We start from the raw sequence: 23,226 nt of genomic DNA on the forward strand, positions 1-23,226 counted from the left end.
GCGCGGGGCTTGGAGGTTTGTGCGGGTTGCCGAGGGCGGGGAGGGCGGCGCGCTGTACGTTCCTCCGAATCCCGCCCACTGAATCCGGTCCGGCTGAATCCGGCGCCGCTGAATCCGGGACCGCGTTGCTGCGTGCGTCCCGGGGACTGCGGGCGCCGGGGGCTGCGGGCGCCGGTGGCTGCGCCCCGCGATCCACTCTTCGGCCCGTGATGAAGGGCCTCGCCCTCAAAAGCCGGACGGACGCGCCGGCTACTCGTTCGAGAACTCCTCCATCACCGTCGCTCCCAGTTCGCGCACGATCAGTTCGTGGCCGGAGAGGGCCGATTCGTTGAGGTCGGGGTCGTCGTCCTCGGGGATGTCGTCCTCGGGGGCGACCGGGGGCGGGGGTTCCGGGGCCGTCGGCTGGGGTCCAGGGGCGGCACTCGGGGCGGGGGTGGCCTCTGCCGACGGGGGTGCGGGTGCGGAGGGGGCCGGTGGGGAGGCGGGGCGCTGCGTCGCCGTGCCGGTGCCGTAGCCGCCCGGGATACCGCCTCCACCCGGGGTGCCGCCGCCGCCGTGGCCGCCGTTGGCGGGGGGCGGGGCCGAGCCGCCGGACGGGTCGACGATCGCCTCGATCTTCCACTGCACGCTGAACTGCTCGGTCAGCGCCTGCCGCAGTACGTCCTCGCTGCCGCTGCTCGCGAAGTTGTCGCGGGCTCCTGCGTTGACGAAGCCCAGCTGGAGGGTCGTTCCGTCGAAGCCGGCCACCTGGGCGTTCTGGCTGAGCAGGATCCAGGTGAAGCGGCGGCGGTTCTTGACCGCCTCCAGGATGTTCGGCCAGAGCATCCGGGGATCCAGGCCGCCGCTCGGGGGCGCGTAGGACGCGGCGGCGGGTGCGGGCACTGCCGGCTGAGGAGCGGGCGTGGGTGCCGGTGCCTGTGCCGGTGTCGGTGCGCTGGATGCGGCGGGGGCGGCAGGGGGGCGGCCCGTGCCCGTGGGCGCCGCCGTGGGCCAGCCGCCGGGGCGTCGGCCGCTGCCGGCCGGAGCGGCGGTGGGCCAGGCACCAGGGGCGGCAGCCGACGCGGGCGGAGTGGGCTGGGACTGGGGCTGGGGCTGGGGCTGGGGCTGGGGCTGGGGCTGAGTCTCGGGCTGGGGCGCCACCGGGGCGGCCGGCTCGGGGGGCGCCGGGGGTGCGGGTGCCTCGGGGGCCGGCGGGGTGGTGCCGACTCCGGCGGACGGCGCGCCCGATGTCCGTACCGCCGCTCGGGCCGCGGCGGGTCCGCCTCCCGGCCCGACCGGCGCTACCGGCGCGACCGGCGCGGCGGCGGCCGGGCCGGGGGCCGCTTGGCCGTGAACGTCGGGCCCGGGTACGTACCCAGTCGTGGGCATGGTGGCGCCCGCGGAGAAGTTCACGCCCCGCTCCAGGCGGTCGAGGCGGGCCATCACGGCGCGCTCGTCGCCGTAGGCCGCGGGCAGGAGTACGCGGGCGCAGATCAGCTCGAGCTGGAGGCGGGGCGCGTGGGCGCCGCGCATCTCGGTCAGGCCGTCGTTGACAAGGTCGGCGGCGCGGCTGAGTTCGGCGGCGCCGAAGGTGCCCGCCTGGGCCTGCATGCGCTCCACGACGTCGGCCGGGGCGTCGATCAGCCCCTTCTCCGCGGCATCAGGCACCGCGGCGAGGATGACGAGGTCGCGCAGCCGCTCCAGCAGGTCGGCGACGAAGCGGCGCGGGTCGTTGCCTCGTTCGATGACGCGGTCGACGACCTCGAAGGCGGCGGCGCCGTCGCCCGTGGCGAAGGCCTCGACGACGGAGTCCAGGAGCGAGCCGTCGGTGTAGCCGAGGAGGGAGGTGGCCATGGCATACGTCACACCCTCCTCCCGCGCTCCGGCGAGCAGCTGGTCCATGACGGACATGGAGTCACGCACGGAACCCGCGCCCGCGCGCACGACCAGCGGCAGCACGCCCTCCTCGACCGCCATGTTCTCGCGTCCGCACACCTCGGCGAGGTACTCGCGCAGCGTCCCCGGAGGCACGAGCCGGAAGGGGTAGTGGTGCGTACGCGACCGGATCGTCCCGATGACCTTCTCGGGCTCGGTGGTCGCGAAGATGAACTTGAGGTGCTCCGGTGGCTCCTCGACGACCTTCAGCAGCGCGTTGAAACCGGCCGACGTGACCATGTGGGCCTCGTCGATGATGTAGATCTTGTATCGGCTGGCCGCGGGCCCGAAGAAGGCCTTCTCGCGCAGCTCACGGGCGTCGTCCACACCGCCGTGCGACGCGGCGTCGATCTCGATGACGTCGATCGATCCCGGGCCGTTGCGCGCCAGGTCCTGGCACGACTGGCACTCGCCGCACGGTGTCGGCGTGGGGCCCTGCTCGCAGTTCAGGCAACGGGCCAGGATGCGTGCGCTCGTCGTCTTGCCGCATCCGCGCGGGCCACTGAACAGGTACGCGTGATTGACCCGGTTGTTACGCAGCGCCTGCTGCAGCGGGTCGGTCACATGCTCCTGTCCGATGACCTCGGCGAACGACTCCGGGCGATAGCGGCGGTACAGCGCGAGAGACGACACGCATACGAGGTTATAGGCGCCCACTGACAACGCGGACCGCGCGGTTTCAACAGCCGTTATCGACCGTCTCCGGGTTTTTGCAACCACTTCATGGAAACGGGCTTGTCCCCCGATGAAGTTGAAAAGTTAAGTAGAACTCGTCTCCGAGGGCGATCTGCCCCGGACGGTCGCGGCCCCCGCTGCGGCGGGCAGACGGCGCCGCCGGACGGGGTGATGTCAGTGGTATGCACGAAGTCACACACGCTCACCATCCTCGAACCGGCACTGCTCACGTACGCGGCCGTTCTGCTCGCCGCCCTCGTCGTCCCCGGCGGGGGCGCCCAGGTCCTGCGCCGGCGCGACCCGATCCGCGCGGGCGCCCTCAGCACGAACTGGAACTGGCTGGGCGGCCTGGCCCTGATCCCGCTCGCCGGCCTGTCCACGTTCGCGCTGACCCCGCCGACGGGGCTGACGGCGTCGCTCGCCGGTCACCTGCTGCTGGGGACGGCCATCACCGCGGCGGCCCTGACGCTCCTCCGGGGACTGACGGCGCTGTTCCTCGGTATGCGCCCCCACGGCACAGCCCTCGGCCGTGACGTGTTCATCACCCAGAACACGCCCAACGTGTTCCTCTGGCTCGCCATCACCGCCATCCTGGCCCCGACCACCGGCCATCACCCGTCGGTCATCGGCCTCGGCGTCGCGCTGGTCTTCTTCGTCGCGGTCTACGTCGACGAGCGGATGCCCCTGCGCGCGCACCGGCGGGATCTGTCGCCCACGGGGCTGACGGCGGCAGCAGGGGCGTCCACGCAAGAGAAGACCCCTCACGCACCCGCCAGAGCCGACCTACCCTTGCTGCCTTCCGGCCCTGGGGGAGTTCAGTCAGATAGCGCCGCGTGAGGGGCTGAACCCCAGCCTACCTGATCGCCGGGCGCCCGAACGAGTTCGCTAGCACCCTCCCACGTCATGTAATGTTCCCGGCGGAGGATTCGCCTAGAGGCCTAGGGCGCACGCTTGGAAAGCGTGTTGGGGGCAACCCCTCACGAGTTCGAATCTCGTATCCTCCGCAGCCGCTGACCAGCGGAAACGAGGGCCCCGACCAGATCTTGGTCGGGGCCCTCGTCGTGCTGTGGTCTCAGTTTTGGTCTCAGTGGACGTTAAGTCCGTTTCTGGTAGCGGCCTCGTCCGGGTTGGCTGAGGAAGCCTTGGCGGGTGAGGCGTCCGAGGCGGCTGCGGGTGATGTTGACGGATGCCTCGTCGGTGGGCATGCCGAGGATTTCGTGCAGCTCACGGGCTCGGATCTCTTGATCGGGATGCTGGTTGAAGGTGTTCACAATGGCCTGGTAGGCGGTGTTCGTCTCGGGTTGGCCTCCAGCCGGTGCGAGTTCGGCGATGACCTTCCGGGTGGTGGCCAGGTCCGCGAGTCGCGCTTCGGTCTCGGCCAGGGCGGCGGTCAAGTGCTGTAGCTGGTCGCGCAGTGCGCCGGCCCGGGCTGCGGTCTCGTCGTGCTGGGCCTGGAGGTCGGCCAGGAGCCCGATGACGTTCACGCGGCCAGCCCGAGGGTATCGCGCTAGGACGGAGCGGGTGTTGTGAGGCGGCGGGTCATGTTCGCGATGGAGGCCCAGTAGACGCGCGAGGTGGAGGTGTCGGGCCGGTGATCGTACTCGCGGGCCAGTCGACGGTGCAGCATCAGCGTGCCGTTGACCTGCTCCACGATCCACCTCTTCGGTTGCGGGACGAAGCCTTTGCCCTGGTCAGTCGGGTTGCGGCGGACGACTTCGACGTCGATGTGCAGCAGTGCACCGTGGATGAGGACCCCGGCCTTGAAGCACTGGTCCACCAGTGCCTTCTCCAGACGCATCCCGCACCGTCCGGCGGCCTGGTCGAGCAGAGCGGTGCCGGCGGTGTTGTCGTGGGCGGATGCGGCAAGCACGACGACGCCGATGATCAGCCCCAGCACGTCGACGGCCAGTCCCCGCTTGCGGCCCGAGACCTTCTTGTTGACGTCCAGCCCCGTCGTGGTCTTCGGGACACCCGCGGCCGCGCGCACGGACTGGATGTCGATGATCACGAGGGACGGGTCCTCTAATCTCCGGGCTCTCTCCCGGACCTGGCAGCGCAGGAGTTCCTGGATCCGCTGGTCAGGGCTGCCCTGACGCCACAGCGTGAAGTAGTAGAACACCGACGACCAGGCGGGAAGGTCATGGGGCAGGTAGCGCCACTGACAGCCCGTCCGGTTCTGGTAGAAGATCGCGTTCACGGCCTCCCGCAGATCGCAGGCCCCGGGATCACTCCCCGACCGGCCAGTCGGCATCGAGAACCTGGAGGCGTGGTGCACCAACATCCTGGTCTTCCGCATGCCGTGCACTCGGTCGGCCATTTGCGACGGGAAAGCCTGCGCAGGAGCCCTGCACCTGGCGTGTGCCTGGTGCAGGGCTCTCGTGTGCGCTCCCGCGGGCGGTCTACTTGAACGTGCCGTAGTGGCCGGTGAGGTCGGCCTGCGGGCACGCCACCGACCCGGCCAGGCAGGCCGCGTTGGCGTAACTGCGCTTGTAGACGTCCGTGACCTTGCCGCCGTTGTAGATGTATATGTAGTGGTCAGGCATCAGGCGGTGCGTACCGGAGATGATCGACCAGTTTCCACTGGTCGTCACGTGCATCGAGAGCGCGCCGTCGATCGCTCCCTTGACGCCTCCCAGACCCTTGCAGAAGGGGTTGGTGGCGTGGGTGACTAGGCGAATGTCGACGTAGTTGCCCCCCGACCCCAGTTTCTTCGCCACCATGTCCTTGTCGGAAGCCGTCTTGGTGGCGACCAGCTTGCCCGTGCTCTTGACGTAGACGTGGCTGGCTCCGATGGCCTTGTAACCGGCGACTTTCTTCGACGACCACGTGATCACCGCGTTCAGCGCCGTGCGGTACGACGACGCCTTCCAGTCGAAGCCGTGGCCATCCCCGGCGAACTGGAAGTTGTGCCCGTAGTCGCAGCCCGCGAGCGGTGCGTCGATCCTCTTCTGGGGGATGAACGTCTCCCACGTCACCGTGGTGGTCTTGGCGACCGCCGCGGCCGACGCCTGCTGCACCGCCTGCCGGCGTTGCGCGCTCAACTGGTCCTCGCCCTTGCGCACCGTGGGAACGGTCACCTGCATGCCCCACGCGCGGGCCTTCGGGTTGCCGCCCTTGGGAAGGATGGGGGCGACCCGGTATGAGTGGTGACTGCCCGCCTGCAGTCGGGTGTCGTGGAAGGACGTGACCCCGGCGCCGAGCGCGGCTATGTCCTCGCCGTCGCGGCTGACGACGTAGCGGGCCCCTGGGCCGTAACCCTGCCACGAGAGGTCCACGGAGGAAGCGCCGGTCGCGCTGGTGATGCCCTGGTCCGCCATGGAACTGTCGACCAGCGCTGTACGGCTCGCGGCCGTCCGCAGCACCGCGAATCCCTGGTGCTCCAGCAGGCGCCCCGTGGCGCTGGAGGAGGCGAAGCCGCTCACGTCCGTCAGTTCGTGCGCGCGCACCGAAGCTAGAGAGAAGGGGGTGACGGGCGGTGCCGGTGTGGCGGACGCCGCGAATCCGGTCGCCAGGAGCGCGAGGGGTGTCACAGCGAGTAGTGTCAATTTCACAGTACGACCGTGCAGTTGCACAGATTTCTCCCCGTTTTTGAGTCTCGTGCGGTCGCCCGCAACCCTATGATCATGACCCGATCAAGATCAATAGGCTTTTGCCAAGGGGGCCCCAGGACCTCCGGGCGTACCTGGCATGATGGGAAGCATCCGCTCCCGCACAACGGCCCTATGGACAAGGACAGTGCTATGCCCGCTGGACACACCGACAGTCCCGCGTCGCTCTACGGCGGTGCCTCGTCCGGCCTCGGTATCCTCGCCTGTGTGCTGTCCCTGGTCGCCGGCTACATCGGAGCCGGAATCCCTGTCATCTTCGGGGCCCTCGCAGTCACCCTCGCCATCATCGGCTTCACCACCGGCGCTCCTCGGCGCTCCTGCACCGTGGGCTTGTGTACCGGACTGTTCGGCTTCCTCCTGCCCGTCATCGTCATGACCGCCTGAACCCAGCGGGCTTTACTGCAGCGCCGCAGCCCGGCCGTGGCGACTCGACATTTCTGACCGAATAGTAGATCCGGCATAAAGCACTAAAGTAAGAGTCCTATCAGTGGAACACGCACCGAAGGATGTCACCGGTCGGAGGGGAAGAAGCCTCGCCCTCGCCGCTCGTTCACGCCGGAGTTCAAGGCCGAGATCGTCGAGCTGTGTCGGCGCAGTGTCTCCAACTGCAGCTCTTCGGACTCGGACCGGACCTGAACACTCTGGTGGATGTCACCAGGTGGGCAGCGGGGAGCCTCGAACGACTTGGGAATGGACAACGAAGGCTTACGCACCGAGGTGGATCGACCGGATGTAAAACTGCCAAGTCGATCCACCTCGGTGGGATTTTCTTTTAGCTCCCGATGGGAGCTTGACTACTATGACGTGACTGAATACACGTCAGAGCAAATCTGTCCGGCATTGCCACCTCTGCAAACCCAGAAATTGTAGGGCTTGTCCTCGGTCAGGTTTCCCCCCTTTGTTGCAGTGTAGGGGGAGTCATGGCCGTACGTGCTTGCCTCGCGCACAGGGCTGGTGCTCAGGTAGGAAGCAATGCCGAATCCATCCGAGCGCCGGTCGAGCGCCTCAAGCGTGTCCCCGTCGGCCTTCCACTGGCCGAGGCCGGCAAAGGCTCCGTTGACGAAAACCTCGACGATCCGCGACCCATCGCTCATCTTGCCGCTGTCGTAGAACCTCACGTTCTCCGGAACCGCTGCGGAAGCGGTTCCCGAACCGACTGTCATGACGGCCCCCATTGTGATGGCGGCAGCCGTGAGAAGGTTCGCAGCACGCTTAGAGCGTTGTGGCCAACCGAACCGTAGCTCGAAGAGCTGCGGTTTTTCCATGATCGACGTGTTCTCGTCGGTGGGCCCGGGCAGCACCGGGGCGGGTGGTTTCCTCGTCCTGGAGGTGGTCGGTGCCGTCGGTGATCGCGTTGATGGAACGGCGTGAAGTGCGGGCTCGTGAAGTGCTGGACGGGGCGGAGGCGCGGCTGCGCGAGGCCGAGGAACAGGCCGCCGAGGCCCGTCAGCGGTGGGAGTTCGCCCGGATCGGGCGGGAGGAGCTGATGGACGAGCTTGCCGCGACGGGTGCGCAGGCGGCCACCGATGCCGGGGCGGTTGCCGATGTGCCGCAGGAGCCGGACAGCGAGGCCAAGGTGCCCTCGCGCAGGGGGCGTGAGGGCTATGACGAGCGGCCGTCGCAGTGGCACGTGGGCCTGGAAGGACGGTCGTTGTGCGGCATGTACCGGCAGATTTTCGAGACGGTCGTGGCCGCCGACGGCCTGGTGGACGTGGCCACGGTCGCGGACACCCTGGGGCTGGGACGGGAAAAACTCGCGGTGGAACGGGTGCGCCATCGCGCCTATGCCCTGCATGCGAAGGGCTGGCTGGAGCGGGAGAGGGGCCTGTTCAGGCCGGCTGCGGGCCCGGGCGGCGGCCCGGCCGGCGATCGGGCCAGTGCCGGCGTTCGCCGGCGATCCGGCGGGTGAGGGTGATCAGGCCGGCCCACCAGACCATCTGCTCGTGATGGTCCGGGCGGCGTTCGTGGTCGCGGTTGAGACGCCGGGCCCGCGAGAGCTGACCCAGGGTGCGTTCCACGACCCAGCGGCGGGCCAGGGCGGTGAAGCCGCGTGTCCCGTCCGGGCGTTGAACGACCTCGACCCTCACGCCGTGCCGGGCGAAGGCATCGGCCAGGGGCTGCCCTTGGTAGGCGCTGTCGGCCCAGACGATTTTCAGCAGCCGTCCGGGCTCGTCCATGTAGCGGTCCAGGAGCGCGGGCGCGGGCTTGGAGTCGTGGACGTCGGCCGGGGTCACGATGACTTCCAGCAGGTCACCGCAGGTATCGGTGAGGATCGAGCGCTTGCGGCCGTCGCGCTTCTTGTTCCCGTCGAAGCCGCGTGACATCACGACCGTGTCCGCGCCGTCGACGGACTGCGCATCGATGATCCCGGCGGTCGGCTCCGCGCTGCGGCCCCTCGCCACCCGGTCGGCGCGGCGCAGCCGCTGGTACAACTCCCGGACGTATCCGTGCGCACGCCAGCGGCGGAAGAAGTCGTACACCGCCCGCCACCAGGGGAAATCCCGTGGCACGGCACACCACTTCGCGCCGTTGTCGACCACGTAGCGCACCGCGTCGATCATGTCGCGGTGGCAATGCGCCTCCGGACGGCCGCCCCTGGACTCCATCCAGGCCGGCATCGGCATCGACGCCCGGACCAAAGCCCATTCCGCGTCGCTCATGTCGGTCTCGTAGTACGACTCCCGCCGCCTTGGAGCGATCGCCCCGAACTGGTGGACGTAGCAGTCGCATTCCAGGGTGATGGGGTTGGACGTCTCGGGCACGGCAGTGGTCCACTGGGCGGGCAACGGGTCTCCTCGGAGGACTTGGTCGACTCAACCGTGTCCCTACCGAGGGGCCCGTTCTTTCATGCCCGCCACCCGCACCGCACGAGCGCCCGAACCGCCCCCGGCTACCGCTCGAACGCAATCCGATTGGCCACAACGCTCTCACTCTCCGCGCGCGGATCATGGGTGAGTTATCCTCCGCGCATGCGTGGACAGTTCACCGGCTGGCCAGAGCAAGCCATGGACGTGTTGTGGCAGCTCCAGGGCGAACCGACCCACGCGACCCGCGAGCGCTACCGCGCGGACCGCGAACGGCTGGTCCGGCAGCCGATGATCACCCTGCTCAACGAGGTCGCGGACGCCGACCCCCGGTACGAGGACTTCTCCGTCTGGCACTACCGCACGGACTCCTGGTGGTGGCAGCACCAGGGCGGCGTGATCCGGCTCGGCCGCAAGATCGAGATCGGTCTTCGGTTCTCCCTGGACGGCCTGCGGATCCAGGGCGCCTGGTGGTACCCCGATCCCGGCCAGGTGGACATGTTCCGCAAAGCCGTGGCCTCCGAGGGGAGCGGCCACGAACTGTCCGTCATCGTCGAGGACGTGCGGAAGAAGGGCTACGACATCTCCGGGGACGTGATGAAACGCCCCCCGCGCGGCTATCCGACGGACCACGCCCATGCCAACTTGCTGCGCCACCGTTCGCTGATCGCCGCCCGTCCCCTCGGCTGCGAGGAGTGGCTGCACACCCCCGAGGCGGTCGACCGGGTCCTCTCGGCCGCCGCCGACCTGGACCCCCTGCTGATGTGGCTGGTCCGCCACGTGAAGCGCACCGCCTGACATCACGACGGCGCCGCGCGGCCCGGGAGGAACCACACCCGTGCCGCCAGCCCCCGCGCTCAGAAGATGCGCACCTTCAGCGCCGACCGGTCGTTCATCTCCCGATAACCGTCCGGCACCTCGGCCAGGGGCCAGCACGGTCGAAGACCGGCCCCGGACCGAGGATCCCGGAGAGCACATCCGCCAGGAGTTTGGGAATTGCAGGCACGGACCGGGGCGATGCCCCCCCCCGAGCAGCGCAATGTTGCGGTCGAACATCCTGCGGCAGAACGACCCCCCGCGTTTCCCGCCGTACGGCACCCCCGTACAGCCGACCGCACCACCGTCCCGGGCGATAGCGGCCGTGAGACACCGCAAGTCAGCGATCTGCCCGTCCGGAGCAGCCTCAGTAAACCTGGCGGGGATGCACCGAGAGCCGAGACAACCGCAGATGAAGCAGCGTGAGACAACGCGAGAAGCCGCAGGTCACAGCCTCGTCATATGCAGCGAAGCGCGAGATCCTACAGCCCTCCGACCACCAGCCATCGGATCGGCTGTCGGCCGATCTGCCTGCATCGGCTGATACTCGCCGTGTGGAATCCGTGGATGCCCCGGAAGAGCTGATCCGGGCAGAGATCCGGACCAGGCTCTTGAACCGCCAGCAGCCGTAGGGTCTACATCCCGTGGTCACCTCAAAACCTTCGCCGGTGCGTTCGGTTCAGTGCCGTCACTGGCGGATCCCACCGGCTGACGGGCGGCCTACACCTGACTCCCGGGCGCAGGCCGCCCAACTGGCCGGTCAGGAACCAGGTTTGTCGGTTGAGGCGGGTTCCTTGCCCGGCTCGGTCGGCTGGTGTGTGAAGACCACGAGGTGCCACGTGCCCTTCTGCCGCGTCACGGTGAAGGTGTCCTGCAACGGCTTACCCGCCTTGTCCTCGGCCACGAGGCGGGCCGAGCCGGTGTTCGGGCCCATGTCGTGCTCGATCTGCACGCCCTTGATTTTCCATCCGCGCCCGCCCCGGTCCGCGAGGATCTGCGCGGCTTCCTGCCTGGACGTCTCCTCGTCCTTGACACCGCCGACGGCGATCAGGTCAGTGACACTGCGGGAGTTCAGTGCGGTCACATAGGCTTCGACAGCCTCGCACGCCCCGTCGGCAGATGCCGAGCTCGAAGGGCTTGCGGGCGCGGCCTTGTCGTCAGGGGACGAGCAGCCGGATGCGACGACCAGGGCGCCAGCACGACCAAGAGGCGTCGACGTTTCACAGGGCACTCCTAGTTTCACCTGTGAGGGGGCAGCAACCTGTCACGTGCGGTACGCGTACCACCAGGCACGCGGGTAGTCCGAGACTTCGGGCCAGCGAAGTTTGAGCGGCACCGATGAGCGATGCGTGTCCCCGTAGTGAGGGGGTCAGCACGGTGCTGGTCGGCATCTCTATAGGGTGCAGCGTCATCGGTGGACTGTGGTCCGAGCGGCCCGCCACCGCCGGAATTCGGCCCCTGCACGCCACGGCCGCAGCCCTGGGGAAACACCTGCCCCGGCCTGCGCATCCAGCTGCACCCCGCTACCCCGGACCTCTTCGCCACCCGATCACGCCGCCGCCCTACAGGTGACCACGAAGGAGTCCGATGCCGTGCTGGAGACCTTCCGCTATCCCTGCGTCGGCCGCTTCTCCACCGACCCTGACTCGCCGGATCGCAACCCAGCAGCTGCGGCCGGGGCCGTGCGGCGGTGCAGGTGGAGGGCCAGGGCAAGCAGTCCGAGCGGAGTGGCCACGGCTAGGGCGCCGACCGCCTGGTGCTCCCGGGCGGCGACCGTCGCGGCGCATCCGGTCGTGCCGAGCTCGTTGAGCCCGGCTTCGGAGCCGTACTCCTGCTTCGTGAACGCCTGCCGGTCGAACAGTGCGGGCACGCCGCACGACATCGGCTCGCCGAAGCTCCCGTTGTTGTCGAAGGACGGCGGAAAGAGCATCAGGCCGAGCGCCAGGAGGAAGCCGCCGATCGCCGGGACCGCGCAGATCCAGGCCCCGATGAGCAGATCACGGCTGGCCCGGGGCGCGTTGGTGTCGGTCACGCCGGGAGACGATACATGTTCGTGGTCCACACGTTCCACGGCGGGCAGGCGTTAGGTTCGCCCACCGCATACCAGGCCATCACGGTCGCGTCAGACTCCGTCATGCCTAGATCACTCAAACTTCAATGACACACGATCAACCTTCTTGTTCCCCTCGTCCTCGTCCGCCTTACGCCCCCCGTCGTACGTGCCGGCGTCGACGTCCGCGTCGGAAACCTGTGTCGTCGGCGCCGGGCCGCCCTCCGTATCGGCCTTGTCGGACGACAACAGCCACGTGCCGTCGGTGCCTTGGGTGTACTTCACCATGTGGGGGAGCGACAGTTCCTCGTACTCCGGCGCTCCTTGCTCGACCTCCTGCGCCGTGAACCGCAGGTAGAGGCGTGTGTGCTCGGTGAGTTGGAGCGTCGCTGTCTGACCGGAAACGGTGGTGTCGGTGACCTTCACGTCGACCTGCGCCCTCGTGTAGCCGCCGTCGACTTCCTCGTACCGCCTGCCCTTCTCCGGGAGCGCGGCGAGATCATCCTGCACCCGGGCGGTCATGGAGCTCGTGGCCTGCACGCGGGCGATCGCAGTCCTCACCGTCGGACGGGTTGTCGTCAGCATGTCGGCCCGCTGCTGCAGATACCCCTCGGCGAGCTGGGCGAGTTCCGTGGTGTCGGGGTTCGAGAGCGACGTCGCGGCCGGGGAGGAAGGCTGAGCGTTCGCCGGTGCGTCGGTGAGCACGAGCAGCACCGCGGCCGTGGTTACGGCTGCGGCGAAGATGCGTCTGTGATGCGCATTGCGCATGAAACCCCCTTGATCACGGCTGACTGGTGGGGACAGCCTCCAGATCAAGAGGGGCGATTCGAACGTCGCGTTCCTGCGTGGCGCATTCCTGATCCCGGAATGTCTGATTCCTTGTCAGGAAAGGGGCTGCGCAGAGCCAATAGACCTTCACTCGACCGCACGTTCGCGCCCTGAGTCCGACAGGTTTGATTCGAGGGTACTTCGATGCAGATATGGCGGGGCAAGTTTCGGGAGGGGACTTCCTCGCTATTAACCTCCCCCGTGCATCTTTCTGTCCATTTTCGCCTGGTCCTGTCGCGCCTTTTCCACCAAGTGATTCTCCTCCGCCGGGAAGGAGTCGAAAAGGGTCTTCAGTCGCTTCATACGGCCTTCGTGATCGGCCCGCCAGTTGTCCGCCTTCTTGCCGATCCAGGTTTTCGGCATCATCTTCTCGACGTTCTCCATGGCGGTGCGAACATCGCTTACCGCGTTCTCTATCGCGTTCATGTCCTGACGGCACATGTAGTCGAGGCGGTCTTCTTGGGGTATGCCCATGAGTGAGGCTCACTCCCCTATTTAGTGTCGGCGCGGACGACGAGTGCAGGAATGGTCTTACCGGACATTGTGTTGGTTCCCATGACGAGTAGTCGGTCACCCATTTGCGTGACGAACCATGGCATGGTGCAGGGACTGTCGAGGGCGGGGTACTGTTTGCCGACCGGGCAGTTGTGATCGTGGGTTGCCTTGATGAGTGCGGTGGCGGTCGTCTTTTGAACGAGAATTACGTACGAGGTGTATTTCGCGGTGTTACCGACGGAGTACACGCCTCTTGCGTAGAAGCCGCCTCCGCGGGCAGGAGCCAAGGCTTGCGGGGAAAGTGCCGAGATCGGTATACGGCTGCCGGACACGTTGCCGGAGATCCGCAGGCGGTGCGGGGCCTGGCCCAAGGGCAGGACGAGCATATCGGCGAAGGTTTGGCCGGTCAGCTGGACGTAGGCGGTTCCTGATGCATCGACGGTGCCGAACACCGCGAGTTTCCCGCCGTGACTGCCGTAGAGCGAAGTCGCCTTGCCATCCTTGAGGGCCCATACGCTCTTGCCGTCCAAGATGATGACCGAGCCGTCGGGACGCACTCCGATCGGCCTTGGCTCCACGAACTGATGCGAGGTCGGCACGGGGCCGAAGGCGCCCTTGCGGTTGACGTGGATCAGACCGCTGTCTCCGCCGATGATCACGCCACCATCGGGTGTGGCTGCCACGCCGTGGGCAGCACCTGGATACGCGACGTGCGCGAAGCGGCTGACCTTCCCCTGTGGCGTCATGCGCAGGATGTCGAAGTTCCCGCCGGCGTTCATCATGTAGACATTGCCCGAGCGGTCCCAGGCCAGGGAGCTGCTCCAGGCGCTTCCGGCAACGGCGTCATCGACGTCGTAGCTCGTGCTCAGCTTGCCGAGGGCGAAGGAGGTCACCTTGCCCTGCTCCGGATCAGGGAGGACAGCCTGCGCGTGGCCGCCTGACGAGCAGGCGGCGAGCGGCAGTGTCAGCGCGGCCGCCGGAATGAGGACGCGCCGCGTCCATGCTCGGATCTTACTTGCCATCAGGTGACACCTCAGCGTGGGAGAAGCCGCTCTGGAAAGCGTTGATGTAGGTCGCCCGATCGTCTTGTATCGAGGACCAGTTGTTGAAGTCGCCGTTGTTCCAGGCATTCGCAGCGACGGTCTTGGTCCGAGGGGCGTACCAGGACGCGTTCGCCGGATCCGGAGCCGGAACCTTGCCCGCGCGGATCAGCCCCTGCGCGATCGCCGGAGAGAAGGTCAGGTACTGCTGCTTCGCTTGGGTCTGGTTGAGCGCCTCCAGTTTGTCCGCGTTGCCCGTGGAGAACGGATCCTTATCCGGGGCGATGATCGTTCTTCCCACGGTGACCAGATTCTGGGAGTACTTGAGGCCCTTTGCGGCTAGCTTGGCCACACCCTGCAGCGTCTCTCCGTCGGGGGCCGACGGAGCGGGGATCCACCCGAAGATGTTCCCGGCATAGTTGAGAACCATCAGGTTGTGCTTGTGCTCCTCGTCCACTTGCTGCGCCTCGGTGTAACTGACGCCGACTTTCGCCTTTGTGAACAATCCGGCGACATTCCCCATGTTGGTGAGGTCATTGGTGGCATGCGCGCTGCCGGCCGCCTCCGAGACCTGCGCGTGCAGCGTGGTGTCGAACATGGCCGCAGCGTCGGGGTTGTCCTTGACAAACAGCTCCATGACATCGACCAGGTCTTCCGGGTTGGAGCCCAGAACATGGCGGGAGTAGCCGTGCGAGTCGGGGCCTGCCAGCATGCTGGTGGCGCCGAGTTGGTCGGCCCAGGTGCCTGCGATGCCAGCCAGGGCGACGGCGGTGCCCTTGGGGTAGGTCTGGAACTGTTCCTTCTTCTCGGCGTCGTCGCGATTGAAGAAGATGTCCTTCTCCTTCGCCGCCGCAATGAGGATGTTGCTCGCCGCCTGACCGGACTGATCCACGTGATCAGGACTGCGGTCATTGGCCGCGAGGGTGAGGATGCGGCGCACTGCGTCGGACTCGTCGATCGGTCCCTTGGGGCCCGGAGTCTCCCAGTGGTAGTCCACCAGTTGCCGGGCGTTGCGCAGGCCCGAACCGTCGGGCTGAGTGAGCAGGTCGCGTGATGCCTGTGGGTTCTCGCCTATGCGGTTCATCAGGGCCAGCGCCGGGTCGTTGGCCTCGATCGCCGCGGTGAGCTGCGAGCCGCTGTCGGGGTCGGTGAACTGCGGGTCCAGACCGAGCGACTGATACCAGTTGTGGATGCCGGGTGACGTGTAATAGCCGTACGTGCCGCTGCTTCCGATTTGCGGCATGTAGCTGGGCCGCATCGCGTTCCGGCCTGACTGCTTGGCACGCCAGTCCAGCATCGCCCCACCGACATCGGACAGTACCTTCGGGTCCCACTCGTCGCCCTTCGGGCCGTACTTGAAGAGCATGCCGACGGACCATACGCCGTCGTCCGACGGGTCGGTCAGTGCAGCGAGGTAGTTGGGTGCCGGGTGAGGATAGTCGCCCTTGACGGCGATGCTGCTCATGACCCGAGTGGCCTGACCGAACTCAGCGAGGACCCTTTCCGAATCCTTGCTGAACACGGCCCCGTTGTGCGTCCCGTCCAGCCCGTGGAGGACGCCCGCTACCTTTGCGGCATAGGTGATCCCGCCAGAAATCATGAACGCTCTCATGTAGGCGGGGTCGTCCTGATGGTCGGCGAGGGAGCGGCCGATTGCCTCGATGTCCTCGCGTGCGCCCGGAGCCTTGGGATCGTCGAGCGCCTTCTTGAGGGTCGCGGATTCCTGACCGGCCTCCTTGGCGCTCTGCGCGGCGACGTCCTTCATGTCCCACGGGATGTTGATGATGTTCCCGTCTGGTGTGCACAGGCCGGTCGCGTCGCCGACCTCTTCCAGGTTGCGGGCGAGATCGGCACGCTTGGACATGTCGCGGGCGTCATCACCCACAGCGCGCGTCTGCTGGGCCAGCAAGGACAGATCGAGGCCACTGTCCCACGCCTTGAAGTTCTTACGGATCAGCGCCCCGTGTCTGGCCAGCGCGTCTTCCAGGTCCTTGAGCCTGTCAGCGAGTTTTCGCACACGTACCGGATCGACACCGACGTACTCCCCCATGGATACGCTGACCTTCTGTTCCTGTTCGTGTCGGCTCAGTTCTGCGGCCGCGGCTGTTGAGGACGGTGGCTATTGCCACGTGCTTGGTGGTACGGGAGCAGCCGGCATGGGAACGTCGCTCGCATGCAGCCCTTCCGTTCATGGTCTAGCGGTTGACGGACTGGATCTCCTGGACCACGACGTCCTGGGTGGCGCCGAAGGTGCCGTCCGGCAAGGTCTTTTCGCCGTTCACGCCAGTGCCGGTCCAGTGGATCTTCCAGGTGATGGTGGCCTTGAGCGGGTACGAACCGTCACCCGAGGATCGCAGGTACTCCACGCCGCACGGCGGTGTCTGGTCCGCCTTGCCCTTGGCGTACGCCACGCCGATGCGGCCGTTGTTGATCTCGCAGACGCCGGAGGCGGGGTACGTCGTGGCGTCGGCCGTGCCAGGCTCGATCTTCAGCGATGCCGGTTCGGCGGTCGTGGTCGCCTGGATGCCGAGCACCGGCACGGACGCGGTGACGGAGACCGCTTTGAACTCGGCGGCGTCCAGCCAGGCCCAGGTCGGCAGGTTCACTTTCGTGGTGCCGTCGGGTGCGAGCTTGACCGTTGTCGACGGGACGCGGATCTCGGCGTACGCGAGCTGAGCGAGGATCTCCGGGGTGACGGCGTTCTTGATGTCGGCGGGTGGGGAATCGCCCTTGTCCACCCAGAAGATGGGCTTGGTGCACTTGTCCCAGCCGGGCGGGAAGTCCTCGTTGACGTACGAGTCCCACCAGTAGCCCTTGCCAGTCTTGTCCTTGTTGAAGTCCTTGTACGTGCCGGCGGTCTCGCCGCCCTTTTCATACTTGTTGCGTTGCTCCAGGTCCCATTGGGACCCCGTCGACTCGGCGTTCCAGATCGGCTCGAGGTATGCCTTGAGCTGTGCGGGCGTGTACTTCGGGGCGTACCAGCAGGCCGGCGGTGTCCAGGATGTCGTCGACGCCACCGGGCCGGCGGACTGCCCTGAGCCGTTCTTCGAAAGGTCGTAGACGACACCCGCCGAGAGCTTGTCGCCGTCCACTGCGCCGGATGACTTCTTCGAGCCGTTGTCCGTGCTACCGCCCCATCCCTGGTCCGCTTGCGCGGGTGAGGAAATTCCCAGCGCAGCCATGAGAGCTACGGCGAGGACCCACGGACTCCTGTAGATCAGGGCTGGCACTTGGAGCTCCCCCTCTGCGACGTCATGCGTTCGGTAACCCAGACGCCGTTGTTGGTCTTGCGCAGGACGCTGGCGTAGATCACGTAGCTGTTCTTGGTCACCGGCGTCACGTCGGTCTTGCCGGTCTTGAGGTACTTGTTGTACGCCTTGCTCTGGTCCCCGCAGTACACGAGAGACGCGGTGCCGTCGTCCTTGACGGTCACGGTCTCGTTGTAGAACCGCGTGAGCCCTGTCGTGCGAGCCTTGTGGTCGATGTACTGCTGGATGTACCGCTGAGTTCCGGCCGCCCCTGTTCCCTCGGTGTAGAAGAGGTAAGCCTTGTCGAGGGCGTCCTGGTCGGCGATCGCCATGTCCACGGCTTTGACGCGTTGTTCAACGTCCCTCAGGACGGCGTCCTTGTCGGCGTTCCCCGTCGTCTTCCACGCAAAGTCGTACGTGACGTCCGAGGGCAGCTTGATCTTCGGCCGGTCAACTGCAGTTGATGCTGATGGAGTCGGCGACGTCGATGCCTCACTCCCCGTGTCGGCCCCTGCGATCTTGTCGTTGCCCTTGGAACTGTCATCGCCGCTCCCGCAGGCGGATAGCGACAAGGCCGCGACAGCGGTCAGCGCGGCGGCTGCGAGCAGAGCGGGGCGGCGGTTCACGGATGGCTCCCGGTGGGGCGAGGGTTCTCACAAGTGTGCCAACGCTATCGGCGGGACTTGGGTGACACCAGGCGGGTTTACGTCAAGCCCGGTCGCTCAACCGGGCAAATCCGGGCAGGAGTTACCGCGGGCAGATGTGCCGCATGGTCACTGTTTCGTAACGCAACGAAGTCTGTGAACATGGCCGTACCGGTCGAACACGAGCCCCAGGAGCCCCGGATGGAACACGCCCGGTACCCGAATCACGGCACGAGCTTCGGACGCCTGACGGCCGTGAGGCCGTGTGCAGCGGTCGCCGCGTGAACCGCCCCGCGATCCTGATCGACATCGGCGGCGTCCTCGTCCCCAACCACCTGACCGCAGCCGTCACCGAGTGGAGCACCCAGCTCGGAATATCTCCACAAGCCTTCCTCGCCGCACTCTTCGGCGGAAACGACGACCAGGTGCTCATCGGCCGCACCACCGAGGAGACCTGGTGGAACGTCGTCCGAGACTGGCGCGGCATCGGCCCCGACCTGATCAACGCGATCCGATACGACCTGGCGTCCAGGGAGACCTGGGACGACGCCCTCGTGGAGGGCCTGCGCGCCCTCCGCGGCTCCGCGAAGACCGCCATCGTCAGCAACACCTGGCCCCAGATGCGCACCAGAATGGCAAACGCCGGTCTCCTCGACATGGTCGATGCCATCGTCCTGTCCTGCGAAGTCGGGTACGCCAAGCCCGATCCGCGCATCTACGCAGCGGCCCTCCAATGTCTGGGCGCCCGTCCCGCAGAGACGCTCTTCATCGACGACACTCCAGGACACGTCGCGACCGCCAGGTCACTCGGCATGGCCGGTCACGTGCACACAAGCACCGGCGACACCCTCGCCCGCATCCAGGAATTCCTGCCGCCGGACTGAACCCATCGCGCCGCCGTCCCACCACCCACCGGGCCATCATCCGCAACTACTCCCGGCGGAAGGCGTGATTGGCGGTGAGCGGCACAACGTGCGGGTGGCTCTCCTCAATCGCGTCCAACGCGTCTGAGGAGAGCCACCGCTGCCCGGAGCAATGGGTCTGAGGCGGTCGGGCACTTCGCTGTGGAGCGGTCACCTGGGGTGCCGCTCGACCGCTGTGCGGTTACCTTCCGTCTCGCCCTTGGCAGATGTCCTGTATGAACGTCGCGAACGACGCCGGGGCGACGAGCAGCGCCGGGCCCTGAGGGGTCTTGCTGTCACGGATCGCGACGCCGGCGTACGCCGTCCCGCCGAGGTCGGCGACCTCCACGCAGTTGTTGCCGGAGCCGTCGGAGTACGACGACTTGAGCCAGCGCGCTCCGGCGCCGGTGAACTCGGGGGCCATGTGGGTACCGGTGTGGGTCATTTGGTGATCTCTCGCGTGAGTTGTTGCAGGAATTCGGGCGTGTCCTCCGGCGGCAGCGCCGACGCCGTGAGGGCGTTGAACTTGCGGGTGAACCGTCCGACCTCGCGCGGCTTGTCGGACACCGAGGCGGCGCCCCACGCGTTGTCCACCTGCACCGAGGTCGGCATTCCGTCGTCCAGGTGCAGCACCGTGAAGTCGTGCACGGAGAGGTATCCGCGGAGGTTCTGCGGGAGCACCTGAACGCTCACGTTGGGCAGGGACGCCAGTCTCGCGATCTCCTCGTACTGCTCCCGCATCAGATCCGGGTCGCCGACGACGTATCGCAGGGCCGGCTCGTACAGCACTGCCCTCAACCGCAGTGGATGCTCGTCTCGCGTGAGTGCTTCCTTGCGCCTCAGGCGCACCCGGACGTTTCGGTCGATGAACTCGGTCGTGGTCTCCTCGATCGACTTGACGAGGACGTGGAGTGCGCGTGCGTACGCCTCTGTCTGAAGCAGGCCGAGGACGAGCGCCGGGTGGAAAGCCCACGTCTCCCGTGCCGCGGTCTCGATACCGACGAAGCGCGGCATGCCGGACGGCATCGTGGACCGGAACGGGGTCCACCAGTCCTGGCTCGCGCCGTCGCGTTGGATGCCCAGGAGCTGCTCGACGTCGCGGTCGTCGGTCACGCCGTACAGCTCCAGCAGCGCGCGCAGATCACCGGCGCTGCGGAGGACCTGGAGCCCCTTCTCGACGCGGTGCAGCTTGGTGACGTATAGCCCTCGGACGGCGCCGCTTCCGGCGACGTCCTCAAGCGTCATCCCGGCGCGTTCGCGCAACTGACGCAACTCGTAGCCGAGTTCGATACGCCGCACGGTCGGCCTGGGTGTGGCTGCCATGTGCTCGCCTTTCCATCGCATGCGTTCGCCGAAGCCGCGATGCGCGAAGTCTGACACGCGTTACGCGCGCCGCAACAGACCATGCGCTTGCGGTGTCATGTGCCATTTTCGTTCGCGGTGAAATTTCCAGAGCCTTTTCGTTGCGAAGCAACTTTCCCACAGGGCACGGTGGTTGAGCCACGGAGAGCGCTCAGCGCTCCTGAACCCCCTTGACCTGCGGAAGGACTGGGCGATGGCGCCTAAGGTTTCGACGACGGCCTTACCCGCTCCTGCGGCCACTGGCGATGCCCGCGCCGCGTCGGCGACTCCCTCACTCGCGAGGCACCCGTCGCCGGTCGAGATCGCCTTCGTGCGGGAGGTGGCGATGGTCGAGCACGCCCGGCGGATCGGGGCCGCGTGGCTGCGGAACATGTGCCGCTTGCCGGCGGCGCGGGTCGACTCCGCAGCAGTGGTGATCTCGGAGTTGGCCACCAACGCGGTCCTGTACGGGGGCGGCTCCACGGTCAGCCTCCGCCTGAGACACACCGATGAGCACGTGCGGTTGGAAATCAACGACCACTCCCCCTCCGCGGTCCCGTGCCCCAAGCAGGCCGACGTGGACGAGGAGAACGGACGCGGCCTGTGGCTCGTGGACGCCCTCATCGAAGAGCTCGGCGGGAAGTGGGGCTTCAGCGCTGACGGAACGGTGGCCTGGTGTGTCTTCCCGTGTCGTGTTCCGGTCCCGTCCGAGAACCAGGGCCACGAGGCGCCGAGCCGGGAGCTGGGGCTACGGGCGAGGTGATCGAGGCCCCACCGCAGCGAGCCTCAATGCCTGCGCCCCCCTTCCTCTCCGTACACCACCGTTCATCACACACCTCCGACCCGAGGAGTGCCATGCCGACACCGCCGCTGCCGGAATACCGCCTGAGCCTGGCGCCGGAATTCGTCGCCGAGCTCGCCAAGAGCACGACGATCCTTCCCGAGTGGGAACTCAAGGACGGTCTCCTGTCGCCGGAGATCGCCCAGCGCTACCGCCGGACACTGTCCGGCCTGTCGAGCGTCTCGGTGATCGCGGCGACCTGCGAGTGGCTGCTGAACGCCCTCGGCAGTGAGGGCTTCGTCGTCCTGGAACTGGGCGGACTCCTCGACGCCGTCGACACGCAGGACGACGGCCTGCGTGCCATCACCGGGTTGCTTTCCCTCATCGCCAGGCCGCTGCGCGCCTTCGACCGCTGGCCGCTGTGGAAGCCCCTCGGTACCAACCTCGCCGTCGACCCGATGCGGGCCACCGGCTCCGGCTACGACCCGATGCACATCGACGTCGTCAACTCCACCTGGCCGCCCGACTACAGCGCCCTGTTCTGTGTACGCCCGGACCCGAAGGGCCAGGGCCACAGCCTCGTCTCGCAGGTCCGCCGGGCCGTGGACCGACTCAGCTATGGGGACGCCGAACTGCTCAGCCATCCGAAGTACGAGGACGGCGTCGCCTTCCACGACCTGAGCGGCGTCGGTAGGGAATGGTCGCCCTTCCCAGTCATCGACGGGCACTCACCGCTCGGCGGCTTCGTGCGCTTCACGGCGAAGATGCTCGCCGACGCCGACCCCGACGACCCGTACACCAAGGCCGCTCGCGCACTGGAACGCGAACTCGCCAGCGGGCAACGGAGGTTCCCGCTCAGGCGAGGCGACCTGCTGATCGTGAACCAGCATCTGTGCTGCCACGGCCGCGAGGCGCTCGGAGACGGCGAGGAAGACGTCCCCGAGGACGAACGCCAACTGCTCCTCCAGATTTTCCTGCGCCGCGAGGAGGCACTGTCGTGACCAGGCCCGTGCCGCTGCCCGCCCCAGCCGTCGTCGCGCCGGCCCACCCCAACGGCGGCATCTTCGCCGTCCTCCTCGCCCTCCTGCGCGCACACGGCGTATCACCCATGCGGTGGCTGGAGCTGGCACGGGCGATGGACCACGGCCCGACCCTGTCGGCCGTCCTGAAGGAGTTCGAAGCAGAGACCGGCGACCATCTGTGGAACGACCGCGCGGCGCTGTTGACGCATGCGATCGACGAGACCGACCAGTACGTCGAAGGCCGCCTGGGCAACAACCTGCTTTACACGTACCGGACCCGGATCCTCTCCGAGGCTCTGGGGGACACCGCGGACGTGGCCGCCCGCGCATGTCTGGCGGCCCTGCGCGAGGCCGGCGTCGGTGTGGGTGGCGGCAGCCTGATCGAGGCGCTGGTGCGTGAGGGCGCGGAGTACCACCGCCTGATGCTCTCCGAGATCTTCCGCGTCGACCCGCCCGAGGTCCTGTGCCAGACCGCGCGCTTCAACCTGAACCGCTTCCTGGCGGCCGCGCGCAACCGGGAGGACGTACGCGATCCCCGCCGCTTCCGGCGCGTCGAGGAGGGCGTACGGGAATTCGTCCTCACCCCCGCCCAGCAGCACACTCTGTCCACGTATCTCCGCCAGTTCGGAACCACCCCATGGCGCGTCGGGCGGCTCCTCACCAAGGTCCGGCTGCGTGATGTCTTCCGCCACGTCCGAATGTCCGCTGTCCCGGGCACCGACCCGGCGCCCGCCGGAACGGAAGCCCCCACGCCATGACCAGCACCGGCTTCGACCGCCGCCTCGCTGCCCTCGGTAAGCCGTCCGTCCTGATCCCCCTCGCCACGTCAGCGGGCAACGAGCAGGAGCACAACGCACTCCACCTGCAGCAGGCGGATGCCGCGGTCGCGCTGGTTAAGAAGGTGGTCACGCCGGAGGGCCTTCGCGCGTCGGTCGGCCCAATCCTCGCCTCCCCCGAGCAACGTCGACACACGGCCCAGCAGGCCCGCACCCTGGGACGTCCGGATGCCGCGGACCGTCTGACGGAGGTCCTGTTGAGCGTGGCCGTCTGACGATCTC

General features: G+C 67.4%; 25 protein-coding genes, 1 tRNA gene and 1 other RNA gene. 9 read left to right on the forward strand and 18 right to left on the reverse strand.

Annotated elements, in window-relative coordinates:
* Positions 1 to 249 precede the first annotated feature (249 nt).
* The 3 genes from OOK07_RS20440 to ffs all read right to left on the reverse strand — a co-directional run bounded on the left by OOK07_RS20440 (position 250) and on the right by ffs (position 3,435).
* Positions 250 to 2,547 carry a DNA polymerase III subunit gamma and tau gene (locus tag OOK07_RS20440; RefSeq protein ID WP_266797827.1) on the reverse strand — a complete coding sequence of 766 codons (2,298 nt, stop codon included), beginning with the start codon at positions 2,545 to 2,547 and terminating at the stop codon, positions 250 to 252.
* A gap of 234 nt (positions 2,548 to 2,781) precedes the next feature.
* Positions 2,782 to 3,285 carry a hypothetical protein gene (locus OOK07_RS20445; RefSeq protein WP_266797829.1) on the reverse strand — a complete coding sequence of 168 codons (504 nt, stop codon included), beginning with the start codon at positions 3,283 to 3,285 and terminating at the stop codon, positions 2,782 to 2,784.
* 53 nt (positions 3,286 to 3,338) lie between these two features.
* Positions 3,339 to 3,435: signal recognition particle sRNA small type (gene ffs / locus OOK07_RS20450), an RNA gene on the reverse strand.
* A 73-nt stretch (positions 3,436 to 3,508) separates the two neighbouring features.
* On the opposite strand from ffs, the gene OOK07_RS20455 reads away from it, so the two are divergent.
* Positions 3,509 to 3,593 (forward strand) — tRNA-Ser (locus OOK07_RS20455).
* 90 nt (positions 3,594 to 3,683) lie between these two features.
* Here the strand turns inward: OOK07_RS20455 and OOK07_RS20460 are convergent.
* From OOK07_RS20460 to OOK07_RS20470, 3 genes are all read right to left on the reverse strand, one after another.
* Positions 3,684 to 4,073 carry a hypothetical protein gene (locus tag OOK07_RS20460; protein ID WP_266797831.1) on the reverse strand — a complete coding sequence of 130 codons (390 nt, stop codon included), beginning with the start codon at positions 4,071 to 4,073 and terminating at the stop codon, positions 3,684 to 3,686.
* Positions 4,074 to 4,096: 23 nt separating this feature from the next.
* Positions 4,097 to 4,870 carry an IS5 family transposase gene (locus OOK07_RS20465; protein ID WP_323183041.1) on the reverse strand — a complete coding sequence of 258 codons (774 nt, stop codon included), beginning with the start codon at positions 4,868 to 4,870 and terminating at the stop codon, positions 4,097 to 4,099.
* 118 nt (positions 4,871 to 4,988) lie between these two features.
* Positions 4,989 to 6,119 carry a hypothetical protein gene (locus OOK07_RS20470; RefSeq protein WP_266797832.1) on the reverse strand — a complete coding sequence of 377 codons (1,131 nt, stop codon included), beginning with the start codon at positions 6,117 to 6,119 and terminating at the stop codon, positions 4,989 to 4,991.
* A 210-nt stretch (positions 6,120 to 6,329) separates the two neighbouring features.
* Between OOK07_RS20470 and OOK07_RS20475 the strand changes: the two genes are divergently transcribed.
* Positions 6,330 to 6,581, forward strand: coding sequence for a hypothetical protein (locus tag OOK07_RS20475; protein ID WP_266797833.1), 252 nt, complete (start codon positions 6,330 to 6,332; stop codon positions 6,579 to 6,581).
* 413 nt (positions 6,582 to 6,994) lie between these two features.
* Here OOK07_RS20475 and OOK07_RS20480 read toward each other — a convergent pair whose 3' ends face one another.
* Positions 6,995 to 7,498, reverse strand: coding sequence for a hypothetical protein (locus OOK07_RS20480; RefSeq protein WP_266797835.1), 504 nt, complete (start codon positions 7,496 to 7,498; stop codon positions 6,995 to 6,997).
* A 35-nt stretch (positions 7,499 to 7,533) separates the two neighbouring features.
* Here OOK07_RS20480 and OOK07_RS20485 point away from each other — a divergent pair, with 35 nt between their 5' ends.
* On the forward strand, positions 7,534 to 8,106 hold the full coding sequence (locus OOK07_RS20485) for a hypothetical protein (protein WP_266797837.1): 573 nt from the start codon (positions 7,534 to 7,536) through the stop codon (positions 8,104 to 8,106).
* On the opposite strand, the gene OOK07_RS20490 is transcribed toward OOK07_RS20485, so the two are convergent.
* Positions 8,027 to 8,983, reverse strand: coding sequence for an IS5 family transposase (locus tag OOK07_RS20490; RefSeq protein ID WP_266797838.1), 957 nt, complete (start codon positions 8,981 to 8,983; stop codon positions 8,027 to 8,029). The two genes, OOK07_RS20485 and OOK07_RS20490, sit on opposite strands and share 80 nt — an antisense overlap.
* A gap of 183 nt (positions 8,984 to 9,166) precedes the next feature.
* On the opposite strand from OOK07_RS20490, the gene OOK07_RS20495 reads away from it, so the two are divergent.
* Positions 9,167 to 9,799, forward strand: a complete 633-nt coding sequence (locus OOK07_RS20495) for a DUF2461 family protein (protein ID WP_266797840.1) — start codon at positions 9,167 to 9,169, stop codon at positions 9,797 to 9,799.
* A gap of 778 nt (positions 9,800 to 10,577) precedes the next feature.
* Here the strand turns inward: OOK07_RS20495 and OOK07_RS20500 are convergent.
* The 8 genes from OOK07_RS20500 to OOK07_RS20535 form a co-directional block, all read right to left on the reverse strand.
* Positions 10,578 to 10,901, reverse strand: coding sequence for a hypothetical protein (locus tag OOK07_RS20500; protein WP_266797842.1), 324 nt, complete (start codon positions 10,899 to 10,901; stop codon positions 10,578 to 10,580).
* Between the two features lie 525 nt (positions 10,902 to 11,426).
* Positions 11,427 to 11,849 carry a hypothetical protein gene (locus OOK07_RS20505; protein ID WP_266797844.1) on the reverse strand — a complete coding sequence of 141 codons (423 nt, stop codon included), beginning with the start codon at positions 11,847 to 11,849 and terminating at the stop codon, positions 11,427 to 11,429.
* A 111-nt stretch (positions 11,850 to 11,960) separates the two neighbouring features.
* Positions 11,961 to 12,635: a hypothetical protein gene (locus OOK07_RS20510; RefSeq protein WP_266797845.1), complete on the reverse strand. Its 675-nt coding sequence runs from the start codon at positions 12,633 to 12,635 to the stop codon at positions 11,961 to 11,963.
* A 249-nt stretch (positions 12,636 to 12,884) separates the two neighbouring features.
* Positions 12,885 to 13,169, reverse strand: a complete 285-nt coding sequence (locus OOK07_RS20515) for a hypothetical protein (protein WP_266797846.1) — start codon at positions 13,167 to 13,169, stop codon at positions 12,885 to 12,887.
* 17 nt (positions 13,170 to 13,186) lie between these two features.
* A complete protein-coding gene (locus tag OOK07_RS20520; protein ID WP_266797847.1) occupies positions 13,187 to 14,212 on the reverse strand; it encodes an NHL repeat-containing protein in 1,026 nt (341 codons plus the stop codon).
* Entirely contained in the window at positions 14,202 to 16,280 is a 2,079-nt protein-coding gene (locus OOK07_RS20525) for a hypothetical protein (protein ID WP_266797848.1), read from the reverse strand. The genes OOK07_RS20520 and OOK07_RS20525 overlap by 11 nt, the downstream gene beginning before the upstream one ends.
* A 145-nt stretch (positions 16,281 to 16,425) precedes the next feature.
* Positions 16,426 to 17,460, reverse strand: a complete 1,035-nt coding sequence (locus OOK07_RS20530) for a hypothetical protein (RefSeq protein ID WP_406312063.1) — start codon at positions 17,458 to 17,460, stop codon at positions 16,426 to 16,428.
* Positions 17,448 to 18,104, reverse strand: coding sequence for a hypothetical protein (locus OOK07_RS20535; protein ID WP_266797851.1), 657 nt, complete (start codon positions 18,102 to 18,104; stop codon positions 17,448 to 17,450). The genes OOK07_RS20530 and OOK07_RS20535 overlap by 13 nt, the downstream gene beginning before the upstream one ends.
* A 299-nt stretch (positions 18,105 to 18,403) precedes the next feature.
* Here OOK07_RS20535 and OOK07_RS20540 point away from each other — a divergent pair, with 299 nt between their 5' ends.
* Entirely contained in the window at positions 18,404 to 19,006 is a 603-nt protein-coding gene (locus OOK07_RS20540; protein WP_266797852.1) for an HAD family hydrolase, read from the forward strand.
* A gap of 220 nt (positions 19,007 to 19,226) precedes the next feature.
* Here OOK07_RS20540 and OOK07_RS20545 read toward each other — a convergent pair whose 3' ends face one another.
* On the reverse strand, positions 19,227 to 19,469 hold the full coding sequence (locus OOK07_RS20545; protein ID WP_266797854.1) for a DUF397 domain-containing protein: 243 nt from the start codon (positions 19,467 to 19,469) through the stop codon (positions 19,227 to 19,229).
* On the reverse strand, positions 19,466 to 20,347 hold the full coding sequence (locus OOK07_RS20550) for a helix-turn-helix domain-containing protein (RefSeq protein WP_266797856.1): 882 nt from the start codon (positions 20,345 to 20,347) through the stop codon (positions 19,466 to 19,468). Before OOK07_RS20550 ends, OOK07_RS20545 begins: the two co-directional genes overlap by 4 nt.
* Positions 20,348 to 20,579: 232 nt before the next feature.
* Here OOK07_RS20550 and OOK07_RS20555 point away from each other — a divergent pair, with 232 nt between their 5' ends.
* The 4 genes from OOK07_RS20555 to OOK07_RS20570 all read left to right on the forward strand — a co-directional run bounded on the left by OOK07_RS20555 (position 20,580) and on the right by OOK07_RS20570 (position 23,219).
* A complete protein-coding gene (locus OOK07_RS20555) occupies positions 20,580 to 21,128 on the forward strand; it encodes an ATP-binding protein (RefSeq protein ID WP_266797858.1) in 549 nt (182 codons plus the stop codon).
* A 92-nt stretch (positions 21,129 to 21,220) separates the two neighbouring features.
* Positions 21,221 to 22,147, forward strand: coding sequence for a TauD/TfdA family dioxygenase (locus tag OOK07_RS20560; protein WP_266797859.1), 927 nt, complete (start codon positions 21,221 to 21,223; stop codon positions 22,145 to 22,147).
* The gene (locus OOK07_RS20565; RefSeq protein WP_266797861.1) at positions 22,144 to 22,926 is read left to right on the forward strand and encodes a hypothetical protein; all 783 of its coding nucleotides are present in this window, start codon (positions 22,144 to 22,146) and stop codon (positions 22,924 to 22,926) included. The genes OOK07_RS20560 and OOK07_RS20565 overlap by 4 nt, the downstream gene beginning before the upstream one ends.
* A complete protein-coding gene (locus tag OOK07_RS20570; RefSeq protein ID WP_266797862.1) occupies positions 22,923 to 23,219 on the forward strand; it encodes a glycosyltransferase in 297 nt (98 codons plus the stop codon). Before OOK07_RS20565 ends, OOK07_RS20570 begins: the two co-directional genes overlap by 4 nt.
* Positions 23,220 to 23,226 lie beyond the last annotated feature (7 nt).

It is taken from the genome of Streptomyces sp. NBC_00078, from assembly GCF_026343335.1.
Lineage (GTDB): Bacteria > Actinomycetota > Actinomycetes > Streptomycetales > Streptomycetaceae > Streptomyces.